This is a genomic window from Burkholderia sp. BCC1993 (assembly GCF_905339865.1).
Lineage (GTDB): Bacteria > Pseudomonadota > Gammaproteobacteria > Burkholderiales > Burkholderiaceae > Burkholderia.
In genome coordinates this window covers 327,502-348,624 of sequence record NZ_CAJPGZ010000010.1, presented here as the reverse complement: position 1 = coordinate 348,624, position 21,123 = coordinate 327,502, and the positions used below count along the sequence as shown (strand labels likewise).

18 protein-coding genes are annotated in these 21,123 nt (G+C 64.2%); 5 read left to right on the top strand and 13 right to left on the bottom strand.

The window, feature by feature from the left end; genetic code table 11:
* Positions 1-29: 29 nt before the first annotated feature.
* Positions 30-356, bottom strand: coding sequence for a DUF4148 domain-containing protein (locus tag U4Y91_RS19275; RefSeq protein WP_321806384.1), 327 nt, complete (start codon positions 354-356; stop codon positions 30-32).
* 2,568 nt (positions 357-2,924) lie between these two features.
* Here U4Y91_RS19275 and U4Y91_RS19270 point away from each other — a divergent pair.
* The gene (locus U4Y91_RS19270) at positions 2,925-4,241 is read left to right on the top strand and encodes a replication initiation protein (RefSeq protein WP_321806383.1); all 1,317 of its coding nucleotides are present in this window, start codon (positions 2,925-2,927) and stop codon (positions 4,239-4,241) included.
* Positions 4,242-4,330: 89 nt separating this feature from the next.
* Here U4Y91_RS19270 and U4Y91_RS19265 read toward each other — a convergent pair whose 3' ends face one another.
* The 4 genes from U4Y91_RS19265 to U4Y91_RS19250 all read right to left on the bottom strand — a co-directional run bounded on the left by U4Y91_RS19265 (position 4,331) and on the right by U4Y91_RS19250 (position 9,065).
* Complete coding sequence (locus U4Y91_RS19265; RefSeq protein WP_321806382.1) at positions 4,331-5,362, bottom strand: ParB/RepB/Spo0J family partition protein; 1,032 nt, start codon at positions 5,360-5,362, stop codon at positions 4,331-4,333.
* A complete protein-coding gene (locus tag U4Y91_RS19260; RefSeq protein WP_006759638.1) occupies positions 5,355-6,050 on the bottom strand; it encodes a ParA family protein in 696 nt (231 codons plus the stop codon). Before U4Y91_RS19260 ends, U4Y91_RS19265 begins: the two co-directional genes overlap by 8 nt.
* A 126-nt stretch (positions 6,051-6,176) precedes the next feature.
* The gene (locus U4Y91_RS19255) at positions 6,177-6,353 is read right to left on the bottom strand and encodes a hypothetical protein (RefSeq protein ID WP_321806381.1); all 177 of its coding nucleotides are present in this window, start codon (positions 6,351-6,353) and stop codon (positions 6,177-6,179) included.
* A gap of 1,587 nt (positions 6,354-7,940) precedes the next feature.
* Positions 7,941-9,065 (bottom strand): MBL fold metallo-hydrolase, encoded by a 1,125-nt coding sequence (locus tag U4Y91_RS19250; protein ID WP_321806380.1) that lies wholly within the window; start codon positions 9,063-9,065, stop codon positions 7,941-7,943.
* A gap of 83 nt (positions 9,066-9,148) precedes the next feature.
* On the opposite strand from U4Y91_RS19250, the gene U4Y91_RS19245 reads away from it, so the two are divergent.
* The 4 genes from U4Y91_RS19245 to U4Y91_RS19230 all read left to right on the top strand — a co-directional run bounded on the left by U4Y91_RS19245 (position 9,149) and on the right by U4Y91_RS19230 (position 13,812).
* Complete coding sequence (locus U4Y91_RS19245) at positions 9,149-9,799, top strand: TetR/AcrR family transcriptional regulator (RefSeq protein ID WP_321806379.1); 651 nt, start codon at positions 9,149-9,151, stop codon at positions 9,797-9,799.
* Between the two features lie 193 nt (positions 9,800-9,992).
* Positions 9,993-10,484 (top strand): flavodoxin family protein, encoded by a 492-nt coding sequence (locus U4Y91_RS19240; RefSeq protein WP_044849164.1) that lies wholly within the window; start codon positions 9,993-9,995, stop codon positions 10,482-10,484.
* Between the two features lie 604 nt (positions 10,485-11,088).
* On the top strand, positions 11,089-11,868 hold the full coding sequence (locus tag U4Y91_RS19235) for a ProQ/FinO family protein (protein WP_321806378.1): 780 nt from the start codon (positions 11,089-11,091) through the stop codon (positions 11,866-11,868).
* Between the two features lie 882 nt (positions 11,869-12,750).
* Positions 12,751-13,812, top strand: a complete 1,062-nt coding sequence (locus tag U4Y91_RS19230; protein WP_321806377.1) for a DMT family transporter — start codon at positions 12,751-12,753, stop codon at positions 13,810-13,812.
* Between the two features lie 125 nt (positions 13,813-13,937).
* On the opposite strand, the gene U4Y91_RS19225 is transcribed toward U4Y91_RS19230, so the two are convergent.
* The 8 genes from U4Y91_RS19225 to U4Y91_RS19190 all read right to left on the bottom strand — a co-directional run bounded on the left by U4Y91_RS19225 (position 13,938) and on the right by U4Y91_RS19190 (position 21,042).
* The gene (locus tag U4Y91_RS19225) at positions 13,938-14,303 is read right to left on the bottom strand and encodes a bleomycin resistance protein (protein WP_321806376.1); all 366 of its coding nucleotides are present in this window, start codon (positions 14,301-14,303) and stop codon (positions 13,938-13,940) included.
* A 118-nt stretch (positions 14,304-14,421) separates the two neighbouring features.
* A complete protein-coding gene (locus U4Y91_RS19220) occupies positions 14,422-15,012 on the bottom strand; it encodes a nitrogen fixation protein NifQ (protein ID WP_321806375.1) in 591 nt (196 codons plus the stop codon).
* A gap of 85 nt (positions 15,013-15,097) precedes the next feature.
* Positions 15,098-15,523: a TOBE domain-containing protein gene (locus U4Y91_RS19215; protein ID WP_321806374.1), complete on the bottom strand. Its 426-nt coding sequence runs from the start codon at positions 15,521-15,523 to the stop codon at positions 15,098-15,100.
* A gap of 193 nt (positions 15,524-15,716) precedes the next feature.
* Positions 15,717-17,216, bottom strand: coding sequence for an efflux transporter outer membrane subunit (locus tag U4Y91_RS19210; protein WP_321806373.1), 1,500 nt, complete (start codon positions 17,214-17,216; stop codon positions 15,717-15,719).
* The gene (locus U4Y91_RS19205; RefSeq protein ID WP_321806372.1) at positions 17,213-18,166 is read right to left on the bottom strand and encodes an HlyD family secretion protein; all 954 of its coding nucleotides are present in this window, start codon (positions 18,164-18,166) and stop codon (positions 17,213-17,215) included. The genes U4Y91_RS19210 and U4Y91_RS19205 overlap by 4 nt, the downstream gene beginning before the upstream one ends.
* A 2-nt stretch (positions 18,167-18,168) precedes the next feature.
* A complete protein-coding gene (locus U4Y91_RS19200; RefSeq protein WP_321806371.1) occupies positions 18,169-18,381 on the bottom strand; it encodes a DUF1656 domain-containing protein in 213 nt (70 codons plus the stop codon).
* A gap of 34 nt (positions 18,382-18,415) precedes the next feature.
* The gene (locus U4Y91_RS19195; RefSeq protein ID WP_321806370.1) at positions 18,416-20,566 is read right to left on the bottom strand and encodes an FUSC family protein; all 2,151 of its coding nucleotides are present in this window, start codon (positions 20,564-20,566) and stop codon (positions 18,416-18,418) included.
* A complete protein-coding gene (locus U4Y91_RS19190; protein WP_321806369.1) occupies positions 20,563-21,042 on the bottom strand; it encodes a MarR family winged helix-turn-helix transcriptional regulator in 480 nt (159 codons plus the stop codon). Before U4Y91_RS19190 ends, U4Y91_RS19195 begins: the two co-directional genes overlap by 4 nt.
* Between the last annotated feature and the right edge of the window lie 81 nt (positions 21,043-21,123).

Below are 21,123 nucleotides of genomic sequence, written 5' to 3'. Positions count from 1 at the left end.
CGATGCGGGGCTTTTCTCGCGAGGGGCGCTTATTGGCTTGCGCCAGCGGCTTCGCCCGCCTTCTTCTGAGCGTTCTGCAGGTTCTGCGGATAGTTCGGATCGTTGGCCGCCGGCTTGTAACCCGCGTCTTCGAGTTTCTTCAGTTCGGCGGTGTTCTTCGCGCGCGCTGCCTTGTGTTCGGCTTTGCGTTTTGCCCGTGCTGCCTTGCGTGCTTCACGCTTCGCAGCTTTCGCATCCGATGCGGCGGATGCGGCCGGTGCGCTGGCGTCGGTCTGCGCGAACACCGGAGCGGCCGAGCCGAAGAGGAACGCGGCTGCCGTAGCAGCCAGCGTCAGTTTTTTGATCTGGATTCGCATCGCTGAACTCTCTTTTCTGATTGGTCACGGAGTGAAAGTACATCGAAATACCGCCCCTGCCCCTGGCCGGTCTTCATGTCACGATCAGGGCCTTTGCATCATAACCGCGTTGCAAAAAATGTGGCGCTATCGTGCGCACATTCTTGGGGATACACGTATGGGAAACGTCGCATCGTCACGTCTCCCGCGTGCCCGTCCGATCCTCGTTTCGCCGGGACCACGGCAATGCATCGCGCTCGCGGATCACGCGACGTGCGCGACCGCCGCAAACATGTGACGAAGCGCATTGTTCCGTCGATACGATGCAGGTTGCCGATGAGGATGAGATCCGTTTCGGCGCATCGCGCGCGCGTACGACGCCGCCTGTTTCATCCGTGGAATTTGCTGTTCCCGCAACGCGATCGTCGCCTCATGAGCGGAACACGCGACGAAACCGGGGACCTGTGCGTCATGTTGCGATTTGCGGCCGCGCGAACGATGGCTCCTCCCATAAATGACCACGATTCATTCCGTGCCGAGTCCGCCCCGTTCCGCTACACGTCGGCCCGATACGGTGCGAACGATCGGGTAACCGGTGGCCGCATGCATGGTTACCTGTTCGGCACGGTTGGTCGCCACTTCTGGGAGATGACATTTGCAGGCAGAGACGACATTTGCCGCACAAGGTGAGCGCTTCGATCGGCATTCGTTCACGATCGCGCATCAGCGTCATACGAGCGGTCGCATGTGCGCATGCGCCTCGCGCGTCATCGTATCGGCGTCACGAAGAGTTTTGCACCTGTGCGACAGGCACGCCGGCGCGTCTGGCGCTGCGCGCATACGTCACAGCTTTTCCATCGGGTGCCTGTATCTCGTGCGGACGCGTCGCACGGACGGTCCATCAACCCAAGGGGCACCTTGTCGGTGAGCCTTTACAGGACCCGATAACTTCCGGCGGTGAGCATTTTCGGGATTCGAGTGTGTGTCCGGCGAGGGTGAGCCTGGTTGACGGCGCTCGCCTCACGTTCGGAACAATGTCGGGATCGTCGTGATCGAGGCGCGCTTGATCGTCGTCTCGACCGGCACAGGGATGCGATTCTTGTCCAGCCTGTCGAGATGCCGTACCGATTCCGATACAGGCCCAAAGGTAGAAAACTATGAGGCCGAATGAACGGAGCAAGAGCCGGGGGTTTCGTCCGCGCACTGGTCACTGACCGAAAAGTGCCGGACGAGCCGGCGCGCGATAGCCGAAGACTTATCCACGGAAGCGCGGGCACAGACGCCAAAAAAACCGCTTCCAGATGAATTCCGGAGATTTCCCACTGCCCTGAAGCGTGCCCGCAATATTCCTGTGTCGGGCGCGATGGCCGTCGCCTACGGGTAATCCCGGACGGAGAAACCTCCCGCTGGGAGCATTTTCCGATCCCATAGGTGGGAACCTATGTCCTGAAAACGCGGATTCCTTCCCATAAGTTTCTACGTTTGAGTGTTTGTTAGTAGGTACTCACCTCCGCGGGAAGCCTTGTCAGGCCTGGGAGGCTTGCAGAATGAGGCCAAATATCGGGGGATCCACAGGCTGGAGACCTGGATTGCTGTGCCCGTCGAGCCCATTGGAGTCCCTTTGGTAGCGGTTTATGGGGGTTGTTTTTCTGCACAGGCACACGTGTGTTTACATCTTTGGTAAACAACGTTTACTTCTTTAACTACTTTTAGACGGCTCACAGCCTTGTCTGGCAAGGGTTTGACAGGTGTTCGGTACCCATTTATGGGAGCACAGGCGGAAGTGTATGGGGTTTCAGGTCTGTGGATTTGGGGAATCGGGTACCGCGTTGTGGGAAATAGGGGTTGTGGATATGGGGCACGCGTAGCCTGTTATGGGAATTCGGCCCAAAAATGCTTCAGGTAGCCCTCTATGGGGGAATCCATTGGTAGCCATTTATGGTGCGTTCCAGCTGATCTGTTTGTGGCGCCGGGCACAGCATTTTATGTGGGGTAGCCGGTTATGGGGCGGACTTCAGGTAGTCGTTTATGGGTGCCCTGTATTGACCGCGTGATCTCGTTTGGCTCGTCCCTTTCGTTGTGGCGTCCCATAAACAGGATCAGGCCGGTAGAAAGGTTGCCTTCTATGGGGGAATCTGAAGGTAGTCATCCATGGGGAGCATTTTCGCCTGCCGGGCACCGTTGAAGACAAAACGCCCCGCCGGTGGATTTCGACAGGTACCCATTCATGGGGTGTGTTAAAGGTAGCGCGTTATGGGAGGAACGCTGATCGTGTTGCAGGGCACCACGAATCGGGTTCGCCAATCCAGTTCGAGTCGATTGTTTCCCATGAATGGGTACCTTCGATAGGGCAAGTCTTATGCCGGATCCTGGCGACAAACCACACAGGTAGAAGGTTTTGGGAGCTGTTTTTGACCGAAAGGTATATGGATATGGGGCTCCGAACAAATAGGAAAACTTGGATTTTTCCTTTTGTGATAGGATGTTAGCATCGATAGTGAAAGTGATACTGTAGAAAGAGGCGTTGCTCGGTGGCTTGAAAAGGTATAAAGTCCGCCATCAACACGGTCACCTTCTCCGGACATCACGATGCCGCGCAAGCCCGCAATCAAAGGCTCCGACAAGCAGGTTTCGCTATTTCAGACGCCCGAGCCTCCCGATCTGTTGCGCAAGGCGGTCCAGGCCATTCATATCGCTCCGAAGTCCGGAAAGATCGGACTGCAGCAGCGCAAGATGTTCAGCTCGTTGATCAAGAACGCCCTTCGTCAGGAAGCGTTCGAGCCCGGCCGGACGAGCTTCTCGATCTCGATCGCCGCGCTCTCGCACGAAAGCGGGTTGAACAGCAACAACACGAAGTACGTGAAGGACACGGTCAACTCGCTGATCAGTACCGTCGTCAACTGGGACTACCTTGCGGCCGACCGCTCGACGGTGTGGAAGGCGTCGGGCCTGCTCGCGGGCGCCGAGCTCGAGCAATCGGTGCTGAAGTACAGCTTCTCCGACCAGATTCGCAGCGAGCTGCTCAATCCGGAGATCTACGCGCTCATCGATATGCGGATCGCGCGCGAGTTTCGGCGCTCGCACTCGCTTGCCCTGTGGGAAAACACGGTGCGCTACGAGGGGATCGGCATCACGGCGAAGATTCCGCTGCCAAAATTCCGCGATCTCATCCTCGGTCAGGACAAGGCATCGCAATCGTACAAGGAGTACAAGCTCTTCAAGAGCAAGGTCCTGGTGCCGTGCATTCAGGAGGTGAACGAAGTTTCCGACCATACGCTCGAGCTGATCGAACACAAGTCAGGTCGCAGCGTGGAGGCCGTCCAGTTCAAGGTGACGCGCAAGCAGAGCGCGGATTTGGTCGAGGAAGGCGACGTCAAGAACGAAGCACTCGTCGACGAAGTCGCCAAGTTCGGCATCCCGCGTTCGGAAGCGCGCCGGCTGATCACGCAGTACGGTGTGCAGCGCATCAAGGCGGCAATCGCCTATACGCTCAATCGGACTACGAAGAAGAATGCAGCCCCTGTCGACAACGTGGCCGCGTATTTCCGCAAGGCACTGACACACGGCTATACGCTGGCCGACGGTCAGGGGACCGAAACGGCCGCGCCGGCAAAGGAATCCGCGCAGAGCAAGCAGGAACAGATTCGCGACAAATACCTGGCGGCGAAGGTCGACGAAGCCGGTGCGTATTTCCGCGAGCTGGAGATCGACGACCAGACCAAGCTGATCGAGCGCTACAACGAGACGGTGGCCGGTTCGAAGGATCTCACGCTGTCGCCGAAGAAGAAGGCGAGCAAGCTGGCGCAAACCAGTTTCTTCCGTTGGCTGGCGATCGACACCTGGGGTGAACCGACCTCGGACGACTTGCTGGAATTCCTGCTGAAAAGCAGCCTCGCGACCAACTGATCAAGGCCTCGCAGCCTGGCATGCGCCGCGCGCCGGACTTCATCCGGTTGCGCGGTGCCATGCAGGCGCGGGGCCTTTGTCTTGCGCGCCTACTTTTGCGCGGTTTCAGCCAGTTCGGCGACGTACGCGTCGATTACGGTCTTGAGCCGGTCGGCGAGTGCTTCCTGGTGAGACGCATCGACCCCCTTCAGTTGCAGATCCAGACGCCCGTCCGGATAGGTCTTCAACTGACCGATCGCGCGTGATTCGAGCGCGAAATCGTGACGGGCGCTGTAGCGCGTGCGCCCTGCCTTCTTGTTGCCGTCGCTCTGCGCGCGCAGGAAATTCTCGAGGTCGCGCACCGACTTTTTCCGGTCGATCACCGCGGTGAGCAGCCGGTCGGCAGCCGGTTCGCCCAGGCGCTCGAAAATCAGCTTCAGGAAGTACGCCGCCTGCAGGCCGACCACATCGTTCGCGCTGGCCATCCGTTCGAGCAGCGTGTTGGGCAGTGCGTTCAGCGACAGCGTCTTGCTGATCGATGCCTTGTCCTTGCCGATCTTTTCCGCGAGCGTGTTCTGGTCGGGGAAGACCTTTTCGTCGAGAAGACGCTTCCACGCGACCGCATCGTCGAAGATCGTCTGGCGCTCGTGGTCGTGGTTGGCGCGATACGCGATCGTATAGAGCTGCTCGGGCGTGTGGTCCGTGCGAAACGTCGCGTTGATCGTCTCGTCGCCGTTGATGCTCGTCGCGCGCAGGCGGCGTTGCCCGTCGATCACGACGAGCTTGCCGGGAAATTCCGGGAGCCGCGTGACCTTGATCGGCTCGATCTGCCCTTCCCGCTTCAGTGTCAGTGCGAGTTCGTGCAGGCTCGATTCCGAATAGAACACGCGCGGGTTGAACGGGTTCGGGATGCAGTCCTTGACCGCGACTTTCTGCGGCGCGCCGAGGTCGATCGCATCGGCGGACGTGGTCGAGGTGGGGGCGACGGGGGGAGCGGCTTCGACGGCGGGATTCGACGCGGGCACCGGCTCCGGCAGGCGAGTTTCGAGCGCCGCGTTTTCCTGCGCGAGCCCGCGCAGCAGGCCGGCCGCGAGATGCAGGTTGCCGGTCGGCTTCTTCTCTTTTGAGGTGTCCTTAGCCATGAGCGGCTCCGGTAGCGCGCGTCGACGCGATGTATTGGGCCATTTCGGTGACCAGCCGCTCGATTTCCGCGCGGGCTTCCTTCAGCCCCTTCAGGTATCGATTGTGATGATGGATCGTGGTGCCGAGGGCGAACGTCTGCCGGTAGACCTCTCGCTGCGCGATCTGGCTGTCGAGCAGATGCTCCCCTATTTCTTCAGCCCTTAGAATTTTTAAAATTTCTTCACGCATTTTAGTTTTTCCATTGACGCTATTCAGCATCAGCGCGGAAGACAAATTCGGGTTCCGAACGGCGCGCATCGACTCGATCATCCGAATCATCGCGACGGTGCTGTACAGGTCGGCTGGCGATGGGGACAGCGGTACGAGGCAGAAATCGGCGACTTCGAGAACGGACGCGATGCGCGGGTCTTCGAGGTTGCCCGGGCAGTCCACGACGATCACATCGAAATTTGCATCCTGCTTCTTGATCTCGCCGCCGATGCCGCGACCGGCGGGGGCCAATGACAGAACCGTCATCGGGAGCGTATTTTCCCCGCTCGTGACCCATCTGACCGAGGTGCCTTGAGGGTCGGCATCGATCAAGGCGACCTTGTTACCGCCGGCCTCGAAGGCCGCCGCGATATTGACGGAGATGGTCGTCTTTCCAGTACCACCTTTTTGATTACTAACGGCGATCTTGAAAGCCATTAAATTCCTCCAAGGAGTTTTGCGTAATATATGCAGTTGTTGTTGAAAAGTCCAGAAAAGTGTTAGATGGGCAGAGAAATTTTCTGATCAATGTGGTTGTCACGTGACAAGCAGGCCAAATGGCTATCAGATTATTCCTTGAATTGAAATCGGCTGAAAAATAAAAACGAACAACACTTCATTCGAGATGGAAAGTGCTAATGGAGTGCTGAGGACTTCAGCGGTGGAAGCGACAACAATCGCGGTGCGGTTTCCAAGGATGATTTCGTTTTCGCCCTGGAAATGCTGGGGCAGGTCTTCCATCTACTTGCGATCTTGAACGGCGTCGGAATCTGCAGTTGTCACGTGACAAGTCGATGCGGATGACTAGAACCGCAAATGCCCGTCGACGGGGCATATGCAGATTCGACGCGCAGTGGACTCGTTGGGGATTCTTTCTTCCTCTTTCCTCATTGCAGCTGTTGCACTCAGATATGCTGGTGCTGCGACTGCGACTGCGACTGCGACTGCGACTGCGACTGCGACTGCGACTGCGACTGCGACTGCGACTGCGACTGCGACTGCGACTGCGACGGATGCGGTTGTTACGTGACAACCTGCCTCAGTGGCGATTCCGGGCGGATTCGCTTGCCTCAATGCACCACTATAGAAGTCGCTAGCGTGAAGAAATTCGTGCGATATACGAAGTGGACGTGGTCGATCGGGTCAGGTCACGGATGGGCAAGCCGTTCGAGTCGCACGGTTGTCACGTGACAACCGCTGAGGTCTCATGTCGGCATGACCTGCTTGATACCGATGCGGGGTCTTCATTGGTAAGCCAAACGAACATGTTGTGCGAGCTGGAATGTGCGAGCGAGCGGCACTGGCCGGGTGGCTGGGCGCATCCTCTTGCATTCTTGAACTGCGCGGGCTCTCAATCTCCGCGCGGCATAACAGACAGGCGTCTTGGGGGGCTATGATATGACCCCAATAAATCGGGCCGATCTGCATTCACCGTTACCACGACGACACGGCAAGGGAGGGGGAGGGTTGATATTCGGAGCTTTGTTGTGTCAACGAGTAATTCGATGGTGGCGGGCATCGGCATCGTTTCGCGTATCTTTATCGCGCGACGGCTTTTGGGGGCGAATTCATGCATGTCGGCGAGGCGAGTTGACGCAAATCGGCGGGGTCGTGAAACATTTCTCCAAAAAGGTCCGTCTCCGTAAACCCTTGTCGAGCAACCAGTTGCGCCACTTTCTTCATGTTGTTTCACGCAAACTGAGCATGATTGATGGGCAAAATGGGGGCGCATGGATCTCGAGCGTGCTATCGGGATCAAGCGATGGAAAACGAGGCAAAATCGTATCAATAAAAACGTACTTTGTAGTGAACAATACGTTCCGCTTTAAGGAGGCGATCGACATGCCGTCGACCTGCGACGCGCGCCGAACAAACCGACGGGGATTCAAGAAATGCGACTCCCCTCTTCATCGCCAGTTGTCACGTGACAACGCGCTGCCCCGGCGGTGCCGGATTGCGAATCTGTGGGTGTTAGGAGAAATCGAAGCGGGCGCCTGGCCGATGTTGAATTTACGGAGCGCCCCAAGACTGCGTCGAGCTAATACTGATTCTGTAGACGGCCTCGGATGAGCGTCTCCGATGGACTCGGCCAATGTCTATCGCAGCGCATACGAAAACGGGGATCTGCAGAATCTGCGTCAAGAAGGTAAAGCACATTGCCACCATCGGGCCGGCCGTGTCTATCTCGGATAGCGCCGGAGGTCAGATTTCCGGCCTCACCGATCATCGTCACCGACCATCAACAACGCGTTCGCTACCAAGCCCCGTATCGCGATGAAAATTCGCCGCCGCGACGTTTCCGCCCAGAAACCGTCGCGGCCATCGAACCTACTTCGTCGCTTGCGATGCGCACAGTTGCCACCGGCGTGTCTTCGTTGCGGGAGTCTTTGCCGGTTCATCGACCGATCGCCACCAGCGCTCGCCGCGATGCGGCTTATTCAGATCGAGTCGCTCGCCCATCCTGGGCGTTGACAGCTCGACGCCACGCACCATGGCCAGCGCGGTGACGCGCTCGAACGGTTCTTGCCAACGGTGCATTGCGAGATCGAACGTGCCATTGTGAATCGGCATCAGCGTGCGACCGCGCAGGTCGATGTGCGCCTGCACGGTTTCTTCCGGCTGCATGTGCACGTACGGCCATTGCGGGTCGTATGCCCCGGTCTCGATCAGCGTCACGTCGAAGGGCCCAAGACGTTCGCCGATTGTCCGGAAACCGTCGAAATAGCCGGTGTCGCCGCTGAAGAACACGCGTAGATCTTCGTCGATGACGACCCACGACGCCCACAGCGTGCTGTTGCCGTCAAACAGGCTGCGCCCGGAGAAGTGCTGCGCCGGTGTCGCGATCAGCGTCAGGCCGTCGACGTCGATGCTCTGCCACCAGTCGAGCTGGCGTACCTTCTGCGAATCGATACCCCATTCGATCAGGCGGTCGCCGACGCCCAATGTCGTGACGAACACGCCAGTGGTGGCCGCAAGCGCGAGCACCGTGTCACGGTCGAGGTGATCGTAGTGATCGTGAGACAGGATCACGCCGCGCAACGGCGGGAGGTCCTCGAGCGCAATCGGCGGCGCATGGAAGCGCTTGGGGCCGACGCGCCGGAACGGCGATGCACGTTCGGCAAATACGGGATCGGTCAGCCAGAACTCACCGCGCAGTTTCAACAGTAGCGTGGAATGCCCCAGCCGATACAGGCTGCGGTCAGGGGCCGCGTCGAGTTGTTCGCGAGTCAGCGAATCGATGGGCAATGCGCCTGTCGGAACCGTGTTGCGCGGCTTGTTGACCAGCATGTTCCATGCGATACCGAGCGTCTTGCCGAAGCCTTCGACCGGTCGCGGTGCGACGTTGCTGAAGCGTTCGCCGTTGTGCTGCGGCGACTCGCCGGACAGCGTGCGGCCACGCCTGGCGGCGGCGAAACCCAGTACGCGATGAAGAAAAACGAGAGGCGAAGCCATGTCGATTCGTCCGGAAATGAAAGTACACCGAGCAGTGTAGTTTATCCCTGGGAAAAGTAAACTCAGCGGTGTAAAATTTTTGTATGGATACGAGCACTTCTCCCCAGCGCCTGACCGACCGAAAGCGTGCGGCAATAATCGCCGCGGCGATCGAGGAATTTCTCGCGGCCGGCTATGACGCAACCAGCATGGATCGCATTGCCGCGCGCGCCGACGTGTCGAAGCGCACCGTCTACAACCACTTCCCGGGCAAGGAAGCATTGTTCGCGGCGATCCTGCATCAGCTGTGGGACGCGACGCTCACCGCCGGCGCGCCGGCCTACTGCGCCGACGTGCCGCTGCGCGATCAACTGCTCGCACTGCTGGGCCGCAAATTGCGGTTGCTGAACGACGAAGCGTTTCTCGCACTCGCACGCGTCGCGATCGGTGCGGCCATCCACTCGCCGGAACGCGCGCGCGACATGGTCGAACGCATGGGCGAGCGCGAAGAAGACGTGACGGTCTGGATTCGTGCGGCCGCGGCGGCCGGCCGGCTGACGGTGACCGATCCGGTATTCGCCGCGCATCAGCTGCACGGAATCGTGAAAGCGTTCGCGTTCTGGCCGCAGGTGACGATGGGCCAGCCGCCGCTCGGTGTGCGGGAGCAGAAGAAGGTCGCGGAAACGGCTGCCGACATGTTTCTTGCGTACTACGTGCGTGCGGACCGCGCTGGTGCGAGTACCGGGCAGGACTGACCGCGCGTCGTGCGAAGCGCGCAGTGGAACAGGCGCGTCGATATACTCGATGTGCGCTGCGTCTGCCACCTTGAAGAATGTGCCATTCGACAACGGACGAACGCAGTCCCGGGCACACACGTCGACGTAGCCCGTTTGAGCCGTACCGACGTGTGCGGCGGACGCATTTGAAACCGAACGCGAGCGAACCCCGATGAAGACGCTGTTGATCGTCTATCACACGATGACCGGAGGCACGCAGCAGATGGCCGAGGCGGCCGCGGATGCCGCGCGCCAGCAACCGGGCGTCGACGTCAGGTTGCAGCGTGCGGATGCGACGAGCGCGGATGACGTGCTCGCCGCCGACGCCTACCTCTTCGCGACGCCGGAAAATCTCGCCGCGATGTCCGGGCTGATGAAGGATTTCTTCGATCGCTGCTACTACGCGGCACTCGATCGCGTGAACGGCCGTCCGTATGCGGCGATGATCTGCGCAGGCAGCGACGGACAGAACGCGTTGCGCCAGATCGACCGGATCGCGACCGGATGGCGGCTCAGGAATGTAGCGCCGGGCCTGATCGTCTGCACCCATGCGCAGACGCCGGAGCGCATCCTCGCGCCGAAGACGATCGGCAGCGAGGATCTCGCGCGCTGCGCGGAGATCGGCGCGGGCCTTGCCGCAGGGCTTGCGCTCGGCGTGTTCTGATTCGCGGCGATCAAGCCGGCCGGCGCGGAGCCGCAACTGCGCGCAACGACCGGAGCGCGACGTCTCGTGTGCCGCGTTCGATGGCCGCGAGTACTGGCGATGCGCACATTTGCGGGACACCGCTCCTGCGAACCGCATTGCCGTTCGCGGCAGCGACACCCAGCGACACCAATAGCATGTCGATGCCCTGGTCAGTCTTGGCCGATACTCGCGGTCGATGATGTTCGGTCACGGGCTTTTCACGTGAGGCGCACTGAGGCGAGAAAGTGAAGCAAGAAAGTCCAGAAAGCGACACTACGTAACGCGTGTGTCGATACCTGTCGAAAACGCCGCCATAATGCGCATCACGACTGCGCGGACGCCTTGCCTGCCACCCGGATCCGTCAAATCCGAACCGGTGAGTCAACCGACTGCCGCGCGTACCGGTATACTTCCACTCCTGCCTTTGTCCGGCATCGTGGCCGGGTGCCTGAAACAGTGGTGGTGGCGATGCGGCCCCGCAATGATCCGCATCGGTGGCAGACGAGCCGCAGGCGATGCGGCGAACGCCGATGTGCGGAATGGCCGCACGAACCACACCTTATATTCCTGGTGGATTGAATTTATGGGTTTTGAACAACTTGCCGAATTGCGGGCGCAGCTCGCAGCCAAGGCCAAGCAGGAGCGCAACGCGAAGCGACCGGCTACGCAACCGGACGCAGGCGCGAAGCCGAAGTCCGGCGACCGGCCCGCTCGTGGAGCCAAATCGGGTGCCGGGGCCAAAGCGCCGTCCGGCGCGAAGCCCGCCTCGGCGAAGCCGTCGACGCCGGTCGATCCGGTCATCGTCGCGATCGGCAAACTGCAGCGCCGGTTCCCGCGCGCGTTCCCGAAGAATCCGGCTCCCAAGGTGCCGCTGAAGGTCGGTATCTGGGACGATCTCGCTCGCGAGGCGCAAGCCGTCGGCCTGAGCGAAGCCGAACTGCGCGAGGCGATGTCCACGTGGTGCCGCGGCAATCGCTACTGGTCGTGTCTCGTCGAAGACGCGGTGCGGGTCGATCTGCAAGGTAACGAAGCCGGACGCGTGACGCATGACGATGCGGCGCGTGCGCGCCGGCTGAAGTCGCGTCGTCCGGGCAACAAGGGCGGCGCACAAGCAGCGAAGGGCGCACCGCAGCAGCCGAAGGCGGATGCACAGCCCGACACCGCCGCGCCGCAGCCGGCAGCCGCGGAAGCACCGGCCGCCGCAGCACCGGTCGACGCAGCACCGGTCGACGCAGCACCGGTCGACGCAGCACCGGTCGACGCAGCACCGGTCGACGCAGCACCGGTCGACGCAGCACCGGTCGACGCAGCACCGGTCGACGCAGCACCGCAGGCCGAGCAGCAAACGGCCGCGAGCGAGTAACACGCGATGCGCCGCCGCGCGATATGCGCGGTGACGGGCGGCCTTCACCGCGCATATCGCGCATCACATGACAGACCGACCTGTCCTTGCCCGGGCGGGTCGGGACTGCCTCCGCTGGTCGCACAGCCAGTCAGTCTCACCCGATCAGCATCGAACTGCCAATCGAACCGACGACGAAAGCACGTCGGCGGACGCGGCTTGCGCAACGTGTCGCTTACGTCGGGCGCGCGCGGCGACTACGCATCGGGGAGCGTCGGCGTGCATCGTGAATGCACGGTGCCGTCCCATCCGGAGAACGTTTCGCAGGCGGGCGTCCCGTGCGACTGCGTAGCCACGCTTGCGCGCAGATGGTCGACGCGTGCGCCATCGGGTGCGTGACCAACGCACATCCGCTTGCGTTCAATCACGATAATTCGTTTTCCTAATTTAATCGGGTCGGAGATGAAACCCGGATTCGCACCCCCGCGAATATGTCTCGCGTGAACTGTTGTCAGGCGTGAAGTACGGCTGTATTCGAGGGCCGGATGTGCGATGTCCGGACGCGTCGCCACGGCCGCCCGCTCGTCAGTTGGCGACCCGTAACACAAGCGCGATAATCTCCCCGGCACGAGTCGTCGGGCCGGCCTGCATTGCCGACCGCGCATGATGCGACAGGAACCTGAAAGTCTGCGCAGTTCGCCCGACATTCCCCGACACTGAAAGGCACCGGCAAACCGCAAGCGCTACCGCATCGCACGCAACCTGCCGATTCCATACGCCCGACGCCCGACGCCCGACGCCCGACGCCCAACGCCCAACGCCCAACGCCCAACGCCCAACGCCCAACGCCCAACGCCCAACGCCCAACGCCCAACGCCCAACGCCCAACGCCAAGACCGCATCATGAACCCGAGACATTCCGCGATTCTCGTCGCGCTCACCGCCGCCGCGCTGTTCGGCGCCGCGACGCCGCTCGCCAAGGCACTGATCGGCGCGATGTCGCCGTTCATGGTCGCGGGCCTGTTCTATCTCGGCAGCGGGATCGGCCTGGGCGTCGGGATCCTGCTGCGCGGTTTGCGCCGCCGCCGCGCGCCGGCCGAGGGCGCAGCGCCGCTGCAGCGCGTGGACCTGCCGTGGCTCGCCGGCGCGATCGCGGCCGGCGGCGTCGCGGGTCCGGCGCTGCTGATGCTCGGGCTGTCGAGCACGCCGGCCGCAACGAGTGCGCTGCTGCTCAATCTCGAAGGCGTGCTGACGGCGGTCATCGCGTGGGTCGTGTTTCGCGAGAACGTGGATCTCCAGGTGTTTCTCGGCATGGTCGCGATCGTCGCCGGCGGCACGCTGCTGTCTTGGGTGCCGGGGCGCGCGGGCGTGCCGGTCGGCGCGCTGCTGATTGCCGGCGCATGCCTGTGCTGGGCGATCGACAACAACCTGACCCGCAAGGTCGCCGCGAACGATGCGATGGTCATCGCGTGTGTGAAAGGCCTGGTCGCCGGGCCCGTGAACATCGGCATCGCGCTCGCGACGGGTGCGTCGCTGCCCGCCGTTCCGGCCGCGGCCGCCGCGATGCTGACCGGCCTCGGCGGCTACGGGATCAGTCTCGTGTTGTTCGTCGTCGCGCTGCGCCATCTCGGCAGTGCTCGCACGGGCGCGTATTTTTCGGTGGCGCCGCTGTTCGGCGTCGTGCTGTCGTTGCTGATCTGGCCGGCGCTGCCGTCGGTCACGTTCTGGATCGCGGCCGCGCTGATGGCGCTCGGCATCTGGCTGCACGTGCGCGAACGGCACGAACACGAGCACGCGCATGAGCGGCTCGAGCATACGCACCGGCATCGGCACGACGAACATCATCAGCACGCGCACGACTTTCCGTACGACGGCGATGAACCGCACACGCATCCGCACGTGCATCTGCCGATCACGCACAGTCACGCGCATTTCCCGGACATTCACCACCGCCATCGACACTGATCGCGCGGCACGGGAGCACGACCCGCGCTGCATGCCACGCGCATCGCAAGGTAACCGTTTATGGGGCCGTCGTTCGTGTCCGCTGCACGGCTGCGGCGTCGATCGACGGGGCGAACCGTAGCGCGTCAGTCGTCCGTCTGAATCAACCGGATCAACGATCCGTCCGGGTCGATCAGCGCGCCGACGGTGCCGCCCCATGCCTCGCGTTTCGGCCGATGCGCGCGCGGCCAGCCGGTCGTTTGCTCGGGAATGCCGGCGGCGAGTACCTCGTCGAAAAACGCACCGACGTCGGCGAGCCGGAAGCAGCAGCTGAACCAGCTCGTGGCAGGATCGAGACCGGGATGCGGAAAGAATTCCAGCAGCAGGTCGCCGCGTCTCAGGATCATCCAGCCGTCGTCGCGCCAGGTTTCGACGAAGCCGAGCTTCGCGTAGAAATGCGACGTGGCTTCGAAATCGCGCGACGGCAGATTGGGACTCGCAAAATCGGACAAGGCTGTTCCTCCGGTGGGCGTAGCGATCGAACGAACGCGCGGGAAAAAGTGCGGACGGATGTCGCGCATGATCGGTCAAACGATGCGCACCGGCAAGCCGCGCAGGCCGCCGCCGCGACTATCGTCCCGGGGGAAAGCAGAATCCGAAATCCTCGCAGCCCGGGCATCCTGGGGCGGGCCCGGGCGGCAGGCCGAGCGATGCGGCCGCTTCTTGCGCGAGAAATTTCTTCCAGCGCAGGTTCGCGACATTGCGTGCGGCGAGCGCGGGGAAATAGCGGTCGAGCAGCGCGGATACCGCGGCGCGTCCGTCGAGGCTGAGATCGCGCCACAGGTGATCGGGGCGCAGGCACGCATGCGCGATGATGGCCGCGACGCAGTCGGCATCGTCGCGTGCGACGGCGCAATGCGCATCCTGCATCAGCCGCGCGTGCAGTGTCGCGACGAACTGCGCGTGCGCGGCCGGCAGCGGCGCGATGGCGGCCGCCGGCACGAGCGCGGCGGCATCGTCCGAACCCAGGCGCGGAAACTGGCGGGCAAGCAGGCCGCTCAACCGCGCGGGAGACAGGCCGAGCAGCGCGAGCTCGTTGCGGCATGCGCGTGCCGCAACGAGGGTGCCGAACAGACGTGCATCCGGAGAATCGGCGTCGGCCGCCCCGGACAGCAGCGATTGCAATACGCGCTCGTGCGCGTGCTCGAGCATGGACGTCATGGTGTGCGTCTGCGCGCCGGTCGAGCGTCGCACGCCGCTCGCGGGCGCGGCGCACGACGGATCGTGAGTGCGGTCGACAGGGCGCTCACTCGACCCCGACGATCACGCTCGACGCCTTGAAGATGGCGGACGCGGCCTTGCCGCTCGCGAGGCAGAGACGATCGACGCTGTCGTTGGTGACGATCGCGACGATCTCGGCACCGCCCGCCGCCTTGATCACGACTTCCGAATTGACCGCACCTTTCGCGATCGACGACACGGTGCCCGCGACGCAGTTGCGGGCCGACACCTTGTTGCTGTCGACGTCGACCATCACGATCACCGACGATGCCTTGATGAGCGCGAACGCGTTCGTGCCGGCCGCGAGGCCCAGCGATGCGACGCTGCCATGCGTGATCACCGCGACGATGTCGAGGCCGTCCTGGGTACGCAGCGTGATTTCGTCGTTGACCGCACCGGGCTTGACGGCGCCGATCTGGCCGGCGAATTGATTACGGGCGCTGGTTCGCATGATGACTCTCCGGGAAATGGGCAGCCCGACGGGCGGGCGGCGAATGACGGAAACTGCGGACGAGTTTACCGGCAACGCAGGCGACGCGCGACGTCGGCATCGACATACCGGACATGCGAAACCGCGCACGATGGCGCGGGACGGCAGACGTGTCGTGCACGCCGGCTGCCGCCCCGCGCGCGCTTACTCGCGCTTACTTTGCAGCGGCCGGCGCAGCAGCCGATGTACCCGCCGCCGACGTCTGCTGCGCCGCAGCGGGCGCAGCATCGCCTTCCCATCCGCCGCCGAGCGCGAGGAACAGCTTGACCTGGTCGGCGGCGACCTGGCCCTCGGCCGCGGCGAGCTGCGCGCGCACGCTCGTCAGCGTGCGCGTCGCATCGAGATCGGAGATGAACGACTCGCGGCCGGCCGTATAAAGCCGGTGCGTTTCGTCAGCGGAACTGCGCGCCGATTCGTAGGCCGTGCGCAGCGCATCGGTGCGCTGCACGTCGGCAGCATAGGTCGCGAGGCTCGACTGCGTTTCGCGCAGCGCGTTCAGCACGACGCCGTCGAAATGCGCGAGCGCGCCACCGGTCGCGGCTTCGGCCTCGCGCACGCGCGCGCGCTGGCCGTTGACCGGAAACGACCAGCTGATCAGTGGTCCGAACGACCAGCGATTGGTGGTGGACGAGAACAGGTCGGCGGCGACGCCGACCGAGCCAGCCGACGCGCCGATGCTGACCGACGGAAACAGCGCGGCGGTCGCGACGCCGATCCGCGCGGTCGCGGCGGCCAGCTGACGCTCGGCTTCGCGCACGTCGGGGCGGCGGCGCAGCAGCGCGGCGCCGTCGCCGATCGGAATCGGCTGGCGCAGCTTCGGCAGCCGCTCGCATTCGGCGACCGCCTTCGGCAGGTCGGCCGGCGAGCGCGCGAGCAGCGCGGCGAGCTGGTACTGCGCGATCTTGCGGCGGCCTTCGAAACGCGGGATGTCGGCCGCGAGCGTGCGCACCTGCGTGACGCCGCGCGTGACGTCGGTCTGGTTGCCGCGCCCCGCGTCGCGCAGCCGTTGCGACAGCTTCACGCGCTGCTGCTGCAGCGCGAGCGACTGCTTCGCGATCGCGAGCTCGTCGCCGGCGGAGCACGATTCGACGTATGCGCGCACGACGTCCGCGACGACCGTGATGCGCGCGAGGTCGGCGGCCGCCTGCACGGCTTCGCTGTCCGCGCGCGCAGCCTCGACGCCGCGTCGCAGCTTGCCGAACAGGTCGAGCTCGTACGACACGCTGATGCCGACCGCGCCTTCGTTCACGACTGGCAGCTTGTTTTCGAGCAGATACTGTTCGGCCGATTCCTGCGCGCGCTGCACGGCGGCTTCCGCGCGGCCGGAGAAGCCGCCCTGTTCGTTCGCGACTTCCAGCGCCGCGCGCGAACGCGCGAGGTTGGCCGCGGCGACGCGCAGGTCGGTGTTCGATTTCAGCGCGCTGCGCACGAGTTCGTCGAGCACGGGATCGTCGTACAGCTGCCACCAGTTGCCGGGCACCGCGTCGCGCGACACGAGCGTGCCGTTCGCGTCGTCGAGCGCATGGTTCGCGAGCGGCGCATTCACGTACGCCTGCTGCGGCAGCCTGTAGTCGGGGCCGACGGATTTGCACGCGCCGAGTGCGAGCGCGAGCGGCGCGAGTGCCGCCGCGAGGCGCAGGCCGTGCCGCTTCATTGCGAGGCTCCCGTCGCGCTGATGGCCGCGGGTGCGGATACCGCGGAGGCGCCGGCGGTCGGCTTGGCGTTAGCGTCGCGGCGCGTGTCGGTGCGCATCGCGACGGTCGCGGTGCGCCCTGCGATCATCCGGAAGTCGTCGGGCACCTCGTCGAGCACGACGCGCACCGGCACGCGCTGCGCGAGCCGCACCCAGCTGAATGCCGGATTCACGTTCGGCAGCAGGTTCGCGCCTTGCGTGCGGTCGCGATCCTCGATCGCGGCGACGATGCTCTGCACGTGGCCGCGCAGCGGCCGCGGCTCGCCCATCACGACGATGTCGACCGGCTGGCCGATGTGAATGCCGCGCAGCTTGGTTTCCTCGAAGTAGCCGTCGACGCGGAACGAATTGCGGTCGACGACCGACAGCACCGCGCGACCGGCCGGCACGTATTCGCCGACGCGTGGCGCGCGATCGTTCAGGTAGCCGTCGACGGGACTCACGATCGTCGTGCGCTGCAGGTTCAGCTTCGCGGTGTCGAGCGACACCTGCGCGTCGGCGACGGCGGCTTCGCCCTGCTCGACGCGCGTGCGGCTTTCCTCGACCTGTTCGCTGGCGACCAGGTTGCCGAGCTGCAGGTTGCGCGCATATTCGCGCTTCGCCTGAGCGAGGGTCGCGCGGCGCTGCGCGAGCGTCGCGTCGGCCAGCCGTTGCGCGAGCGCGTAGCGGGCCTGGTCGATCACGAACAGTACCTGGCCGCGCTTCACCTCCTGGTTGTCGGCGACCTGCACCGCGGTGATGAGCCCCGCCACGTCGGGTGCGACCTGGATCACGTCGGCGCGCACGTGGCCGTCGCGTGTCCACGGCGAGAACATGTAGTAGTTGATGATCCGCCACAGCACGAGGGCGGCCACGACGACGACGATCAGGGTGAGCAGGATCTGCCCTGCCGAGAGCCAGGTTTTTTTCACGGTTAGCTAGCCATGAGATGGTGAGACACGATGACGACCGCGGCAAGCACGAACACGTAGATGCCGAGGTCGAAGATCGAACGGTGCCAGACGAGGCGGTAAAAGCCGACGCGTTCGAGCAGCGCGCGCACGACGATGTTGATCAGATAGGCGATCAGCATCAGCACGAGCGGAGCCGGCACGAATACGCCGAAGATGTCGATTTCGCCGATCATGGTCGCGGTCGGAAAGACAGGTTGGAAAGCGGGATCATGCGCGTGCTCCGTCCGGTGCGGCTTGCGGCGGCTGCGCGGATGCGGCCGGGTACAGCGACAGGCGCAGGCCGACGAGCGCGTGCAGCGTATCGCGCAGCCGGCGGTGCGTCGCGGGCGTGACCGGCGCCGCGGGCGCGCCGGGCGTCGTGCCGCCGTCCGCCGGCGCGGCGGAAGTGCCGGGCAGGTTGCGCCCGGCCACGCGCTGCAGCGCGTCGTCGATCGATGCGAGCAGCGCGGGCGGTGCAGGCTGGCGCGCATTCGCGGCCGCGCAGCGCGTGTAGTGATCGTTGACGCCGGCCAGCACGCGGTCGATCGCATCGGGCACGTCGCCCGTCAGCTTGCGGCGCGAGCGGCGCAGGTCGAGCGCGTTCAGCGCGATGCGCAGGTCGCGGAAACTCTCGATCGACGGATGGCGGTGGTCGTCCGACGCGCCGAGGCGCGGCAGCAACTGCGTGACGCGATCGAGCATGCGCGACGCATGGTTGCGCTGGTCGTCGAGCGGCTGCGTCGACGCGGAGCGCGCGACGTCCTCCCAGCCCGAGCGCAGCAGGCGCCGCACCGCGAGCTCCGCGCCGAACGGACGCGTCGCGCGCGTCCATACGTATGCAAACAGCAGCCCGGCGACACCCGCGAGGTTGCTGTTCAGGAACACGAAGAAGTCGGCGTCGTATGCGCTCTGGATGCTGATGAAGGTGGCGGTGTTCACCGCGACGAGCATCGTCACCATGTTGAATTGCGGGCGCGGCAGCAGCGTGCCGATCAGGATGAACGGCCCCGCGAACATCAGCACGAGCATCGGGAAGTCGTGCACGTGCGGCAGCACGACGAACAGGTACAGCCCGGCGAACACGACGCTCGCGGCCGTCGACAGGAAGAACTTGAACACCAGCGGCGCCGGTTCGTCGAGCGCGGCGAAGAAGCTGCACGACACGGCCACGAGCGTGACGGCCGCGGCACCATCGTGCCAGCCGGACGAGATCCACAGCCAGCACGCGAACACGATCGCGAACACGACGGTCAGCGTCGAGAACAGCATCATCCCGCGATCGAAGAAGCGTTCGGTGCCGCCGAGCCGCCAGTGCCGGTAGCGCGGCTGCCAGACACCCGACTCGTTCGCGATCAGTGCGCGCAGCGAGCGGCAGTCCTGCCAGATGTCGATGACCTGGCGCAGCCGCCACAGCGCGTTCGACAGCAGCGCGCCGTCCCAGCTCGTTAGCGCGCCGTCGGCCGGCTGCAGCGCGGCGATGCGCTCGCGCAGGTGGTCCGCGACCGGGTCGTGGGCCATGTCGCCGTCGCTGCCGGCCTTCACGGCCGGCAACGGCGCGTCGAACCACTTCGCTGCGTCGGCGAGCAGCGCGTCGAGCGCCGGCGGCCGCACGTGCAGGTCGCGCATCAGCGCGATCAGCGGATCGGCGAGCGACGACATCAGCGGCAGGAACAGCTGCATCCGGCCGGCGAGCGCCTGCGCACGGGCGAGCACGCGCGGGTGCGCATGGTCGTAGCTCAGCTGGCTCAGCAGGAATTCGAGGCCGGTGATGGTCGCGGCGAGGCGCTGCCGGCACGCGGACAGCGCCTTGCCCGCGATATGCCCGGACAACGTCTCGCGGCCGTAGAACGCGGCGTCCTTGAACCATGCGTCGGTACGCTCGATCAGCGTCGGCGCGAGCCGGTTCGGGAACACGGCGCTGCCGACCACGCTCGCGCACACGATGCCGAGCACGATTTCCTCGGTTCGCGCGATCGCGACGTCGAAGATCGTCGACGGATCGGTTACCGTCGGCAGCGCGACCAGCGGCATCGTGTAGCCGGCGAGCATGAACACGTAGCTGCGCGCGGTGCGGTCGGAGATCGCGAGATAGAGCAGCGTGCCGCACCATGTCGCGACGATGATGCTGAACAGGAACGGCGTCTCGACGAACGGCGGCACGAACAGGATCGCGGCGGCCGCGCCGAGCGCGGTGCCGAGCGCGCGATACAGCGCCTTCGAGCGCGTCGCGCCGACGAACGGGTTCGACACGATGTAGACGCTCGCCATCGCCCAGTAAGGGCGCGGCAGCTGGAAATACAGGCCGAGGTACAGCGCCAGCATCGACGCGGCGAACGTCTTGCCCGAGAACAGCCAGTCGCGAAGGCTCGGATAGGTCATGACGCGGAATCGGCGGGGCGGGACGGACGCGACGCCGGATGCTGCGCATCGGCCGCGTTGAACGCGTTCAGCACGCGCAGCGTCGCTTCGAGATCGGCGCGCGTGATGCCCTTGAGCACCTGGGCGCGCAGCACGCGCAGGTCTTCTTCCATCTTCGCGGTGACCGCGCGGCCGGCGGCCGTCAGCGAGATCGTCTTCGCGCGGCGGTCGTGCGGATCCTCGTCGCGGCGTGCGAGGCCGGCCGCGCACAGCTGGTCGAGCAGGCGCACGAGCGACGGCCCCTCGATGCCGACGTGTTCGGCGAGCGTACCCTGGCGCACGCCTTCGCCGAGGCGGCCGGCGATCAGCAGCGGCGTCGCGCAGGCCTCGGATACGTTGTACGCGGTCAGCATGGCGTCGCTCGTGCGGCGCCACTTGCGCGCGGTGAGCACCAGCAGGCTGCTGACGGCGAGGCGGAGGTCGTGCAGATTGGTCATGGGCGAGATGATAGGAGCAAAAACATTCGATAGCAAACTATCGGTTTTGTCACCCGGGTGTCATGCCGCACGCCGGGGCGC

What these genes read in the sequence shown, in the direction of transcription:
- U4Y91_RS19275 (WP_321806384.1), bottom strand. Translation starts at nt 356, where the DNA reads ATGCGAATCCAGATCAAAAAACTGACGCTGGCTGCTACGGCAGCCGCG.
- U4Y91_RS19270 (WP_321806383.1), top strand. Translation starts at nt 2,925, where the DNA reads ATGCCGCGCAAGCCCGCAATCAAAGGCTCCGACAAGCAGGTTTCGCTA.
- U4Y91_RS19265 (WP_321806382.1), bottom strand. Translation starts at nt 5,362, where the DNA reads ATGGCTAAGGACACCTCAAAAGAGAAGAAGCCGACCGGCAACCTGCAT.
- U4Y91_RS19260 (WP_006759638.1), bottom strand. Translation starts at nt 6,050, where the DNA reads ATGGCTTTCAAGATCGCCGTTAGTAATCAAAAAGGTGGTACTGGAAAG.
- U4Y91_RS19255 (WP_321806381.1), bottom strand. Translation starts at nt 6,353, where the DNA reads ATGGAAGACCTGCCCCAGCATTTCCAGGGCGAAAACGAAATCATCCTT.
- U4Y91_RS19250 (WP_321806380.1), bottom strand. Translation starts at nt 9,065, where the DNA reads ATGGCTTCGCCTCTCGTTTTTCTTCATCGCGTACTGGGTTTCGCCGCC.
- U4Y91_RS19245 (WP_321806379.1), top strand. Translation starts at nt 9,149, where the DNA reads ATGGATACGAGCACTTCTCCCCAGCGCCTGACCGACCGAAAGCGTGCG.
- U4Y91_RS19240 (WP_044849164.1), top strand. Translation starts at nt 9,993, where the DNA reads ATGAAGACGCTGTTGATCGTCTATCACACGATGACCGGAGGCACGCAG.
- U4Y91_RS19235 (WP_321806378.1), top strand. Translation starts at nt 11,089, where the DNA reads ATGGGTTTTGAACAACTTGCCGAATTGCGGGCGCAGCTCGCAGCCAAG.
- U4Y91_RS19230 (WP_321806377.1), top strand. Translation starts at nt 12,751, where the DNA reads ATGAACCCGAGACATTCCGCGATTCTCGTCGCGCTCACCGCCGCCGCG.
- U4Y91_RS19220 (WP_321806375.1), bottom strand. Translation starts at nt 15,012, where the DNA reads ATGACGTCCATGCTCGAGCACGCGCACGAGCGCGTATTGCAATCGCTG.
- U4Y91_RS19215 (WP_321806374.1), bottom strand. Translation starts at nt 15,523, where the DNA reads ATGCGAACCAGCGCCCGTAATCAATTCGCCGGCCAGATCGGCGCCGTC.
- U4Y91_RS19210 (WP_321806373.1), bottom strand. Translation starts at nt 17,216, where the DNA reads ATGAAGCGGCACGGCCTGCGCCTCGCGGCGGCACTCGCGCCGCTCGCG.
- U4Y91_RS19200 (WP_321806371.1), bottom strand. Translation starts at nt 18,381, where the DNA reads ATGATCGGCGAAATCGACATCTTCGGCGTATTCGTGCCGGCTCCGCTC.
- U4Y91_RS19195 (WP_321806370.1), bottom strand. Translation starts at nt 20,566, where the DNA reads ATGACCTATCCGAGCCTTCGCGACTGGCTGTTCTCGGGCAAGACGTTC.
- U4Y91_RS19190 (WP_321806369.1), bottom strand. Translation starts at nt 21,042, where the DNA reads ATGACCAATCTGCACGACCTCCGCCTCGCCGTCAGCAGCCTGCTGGTG.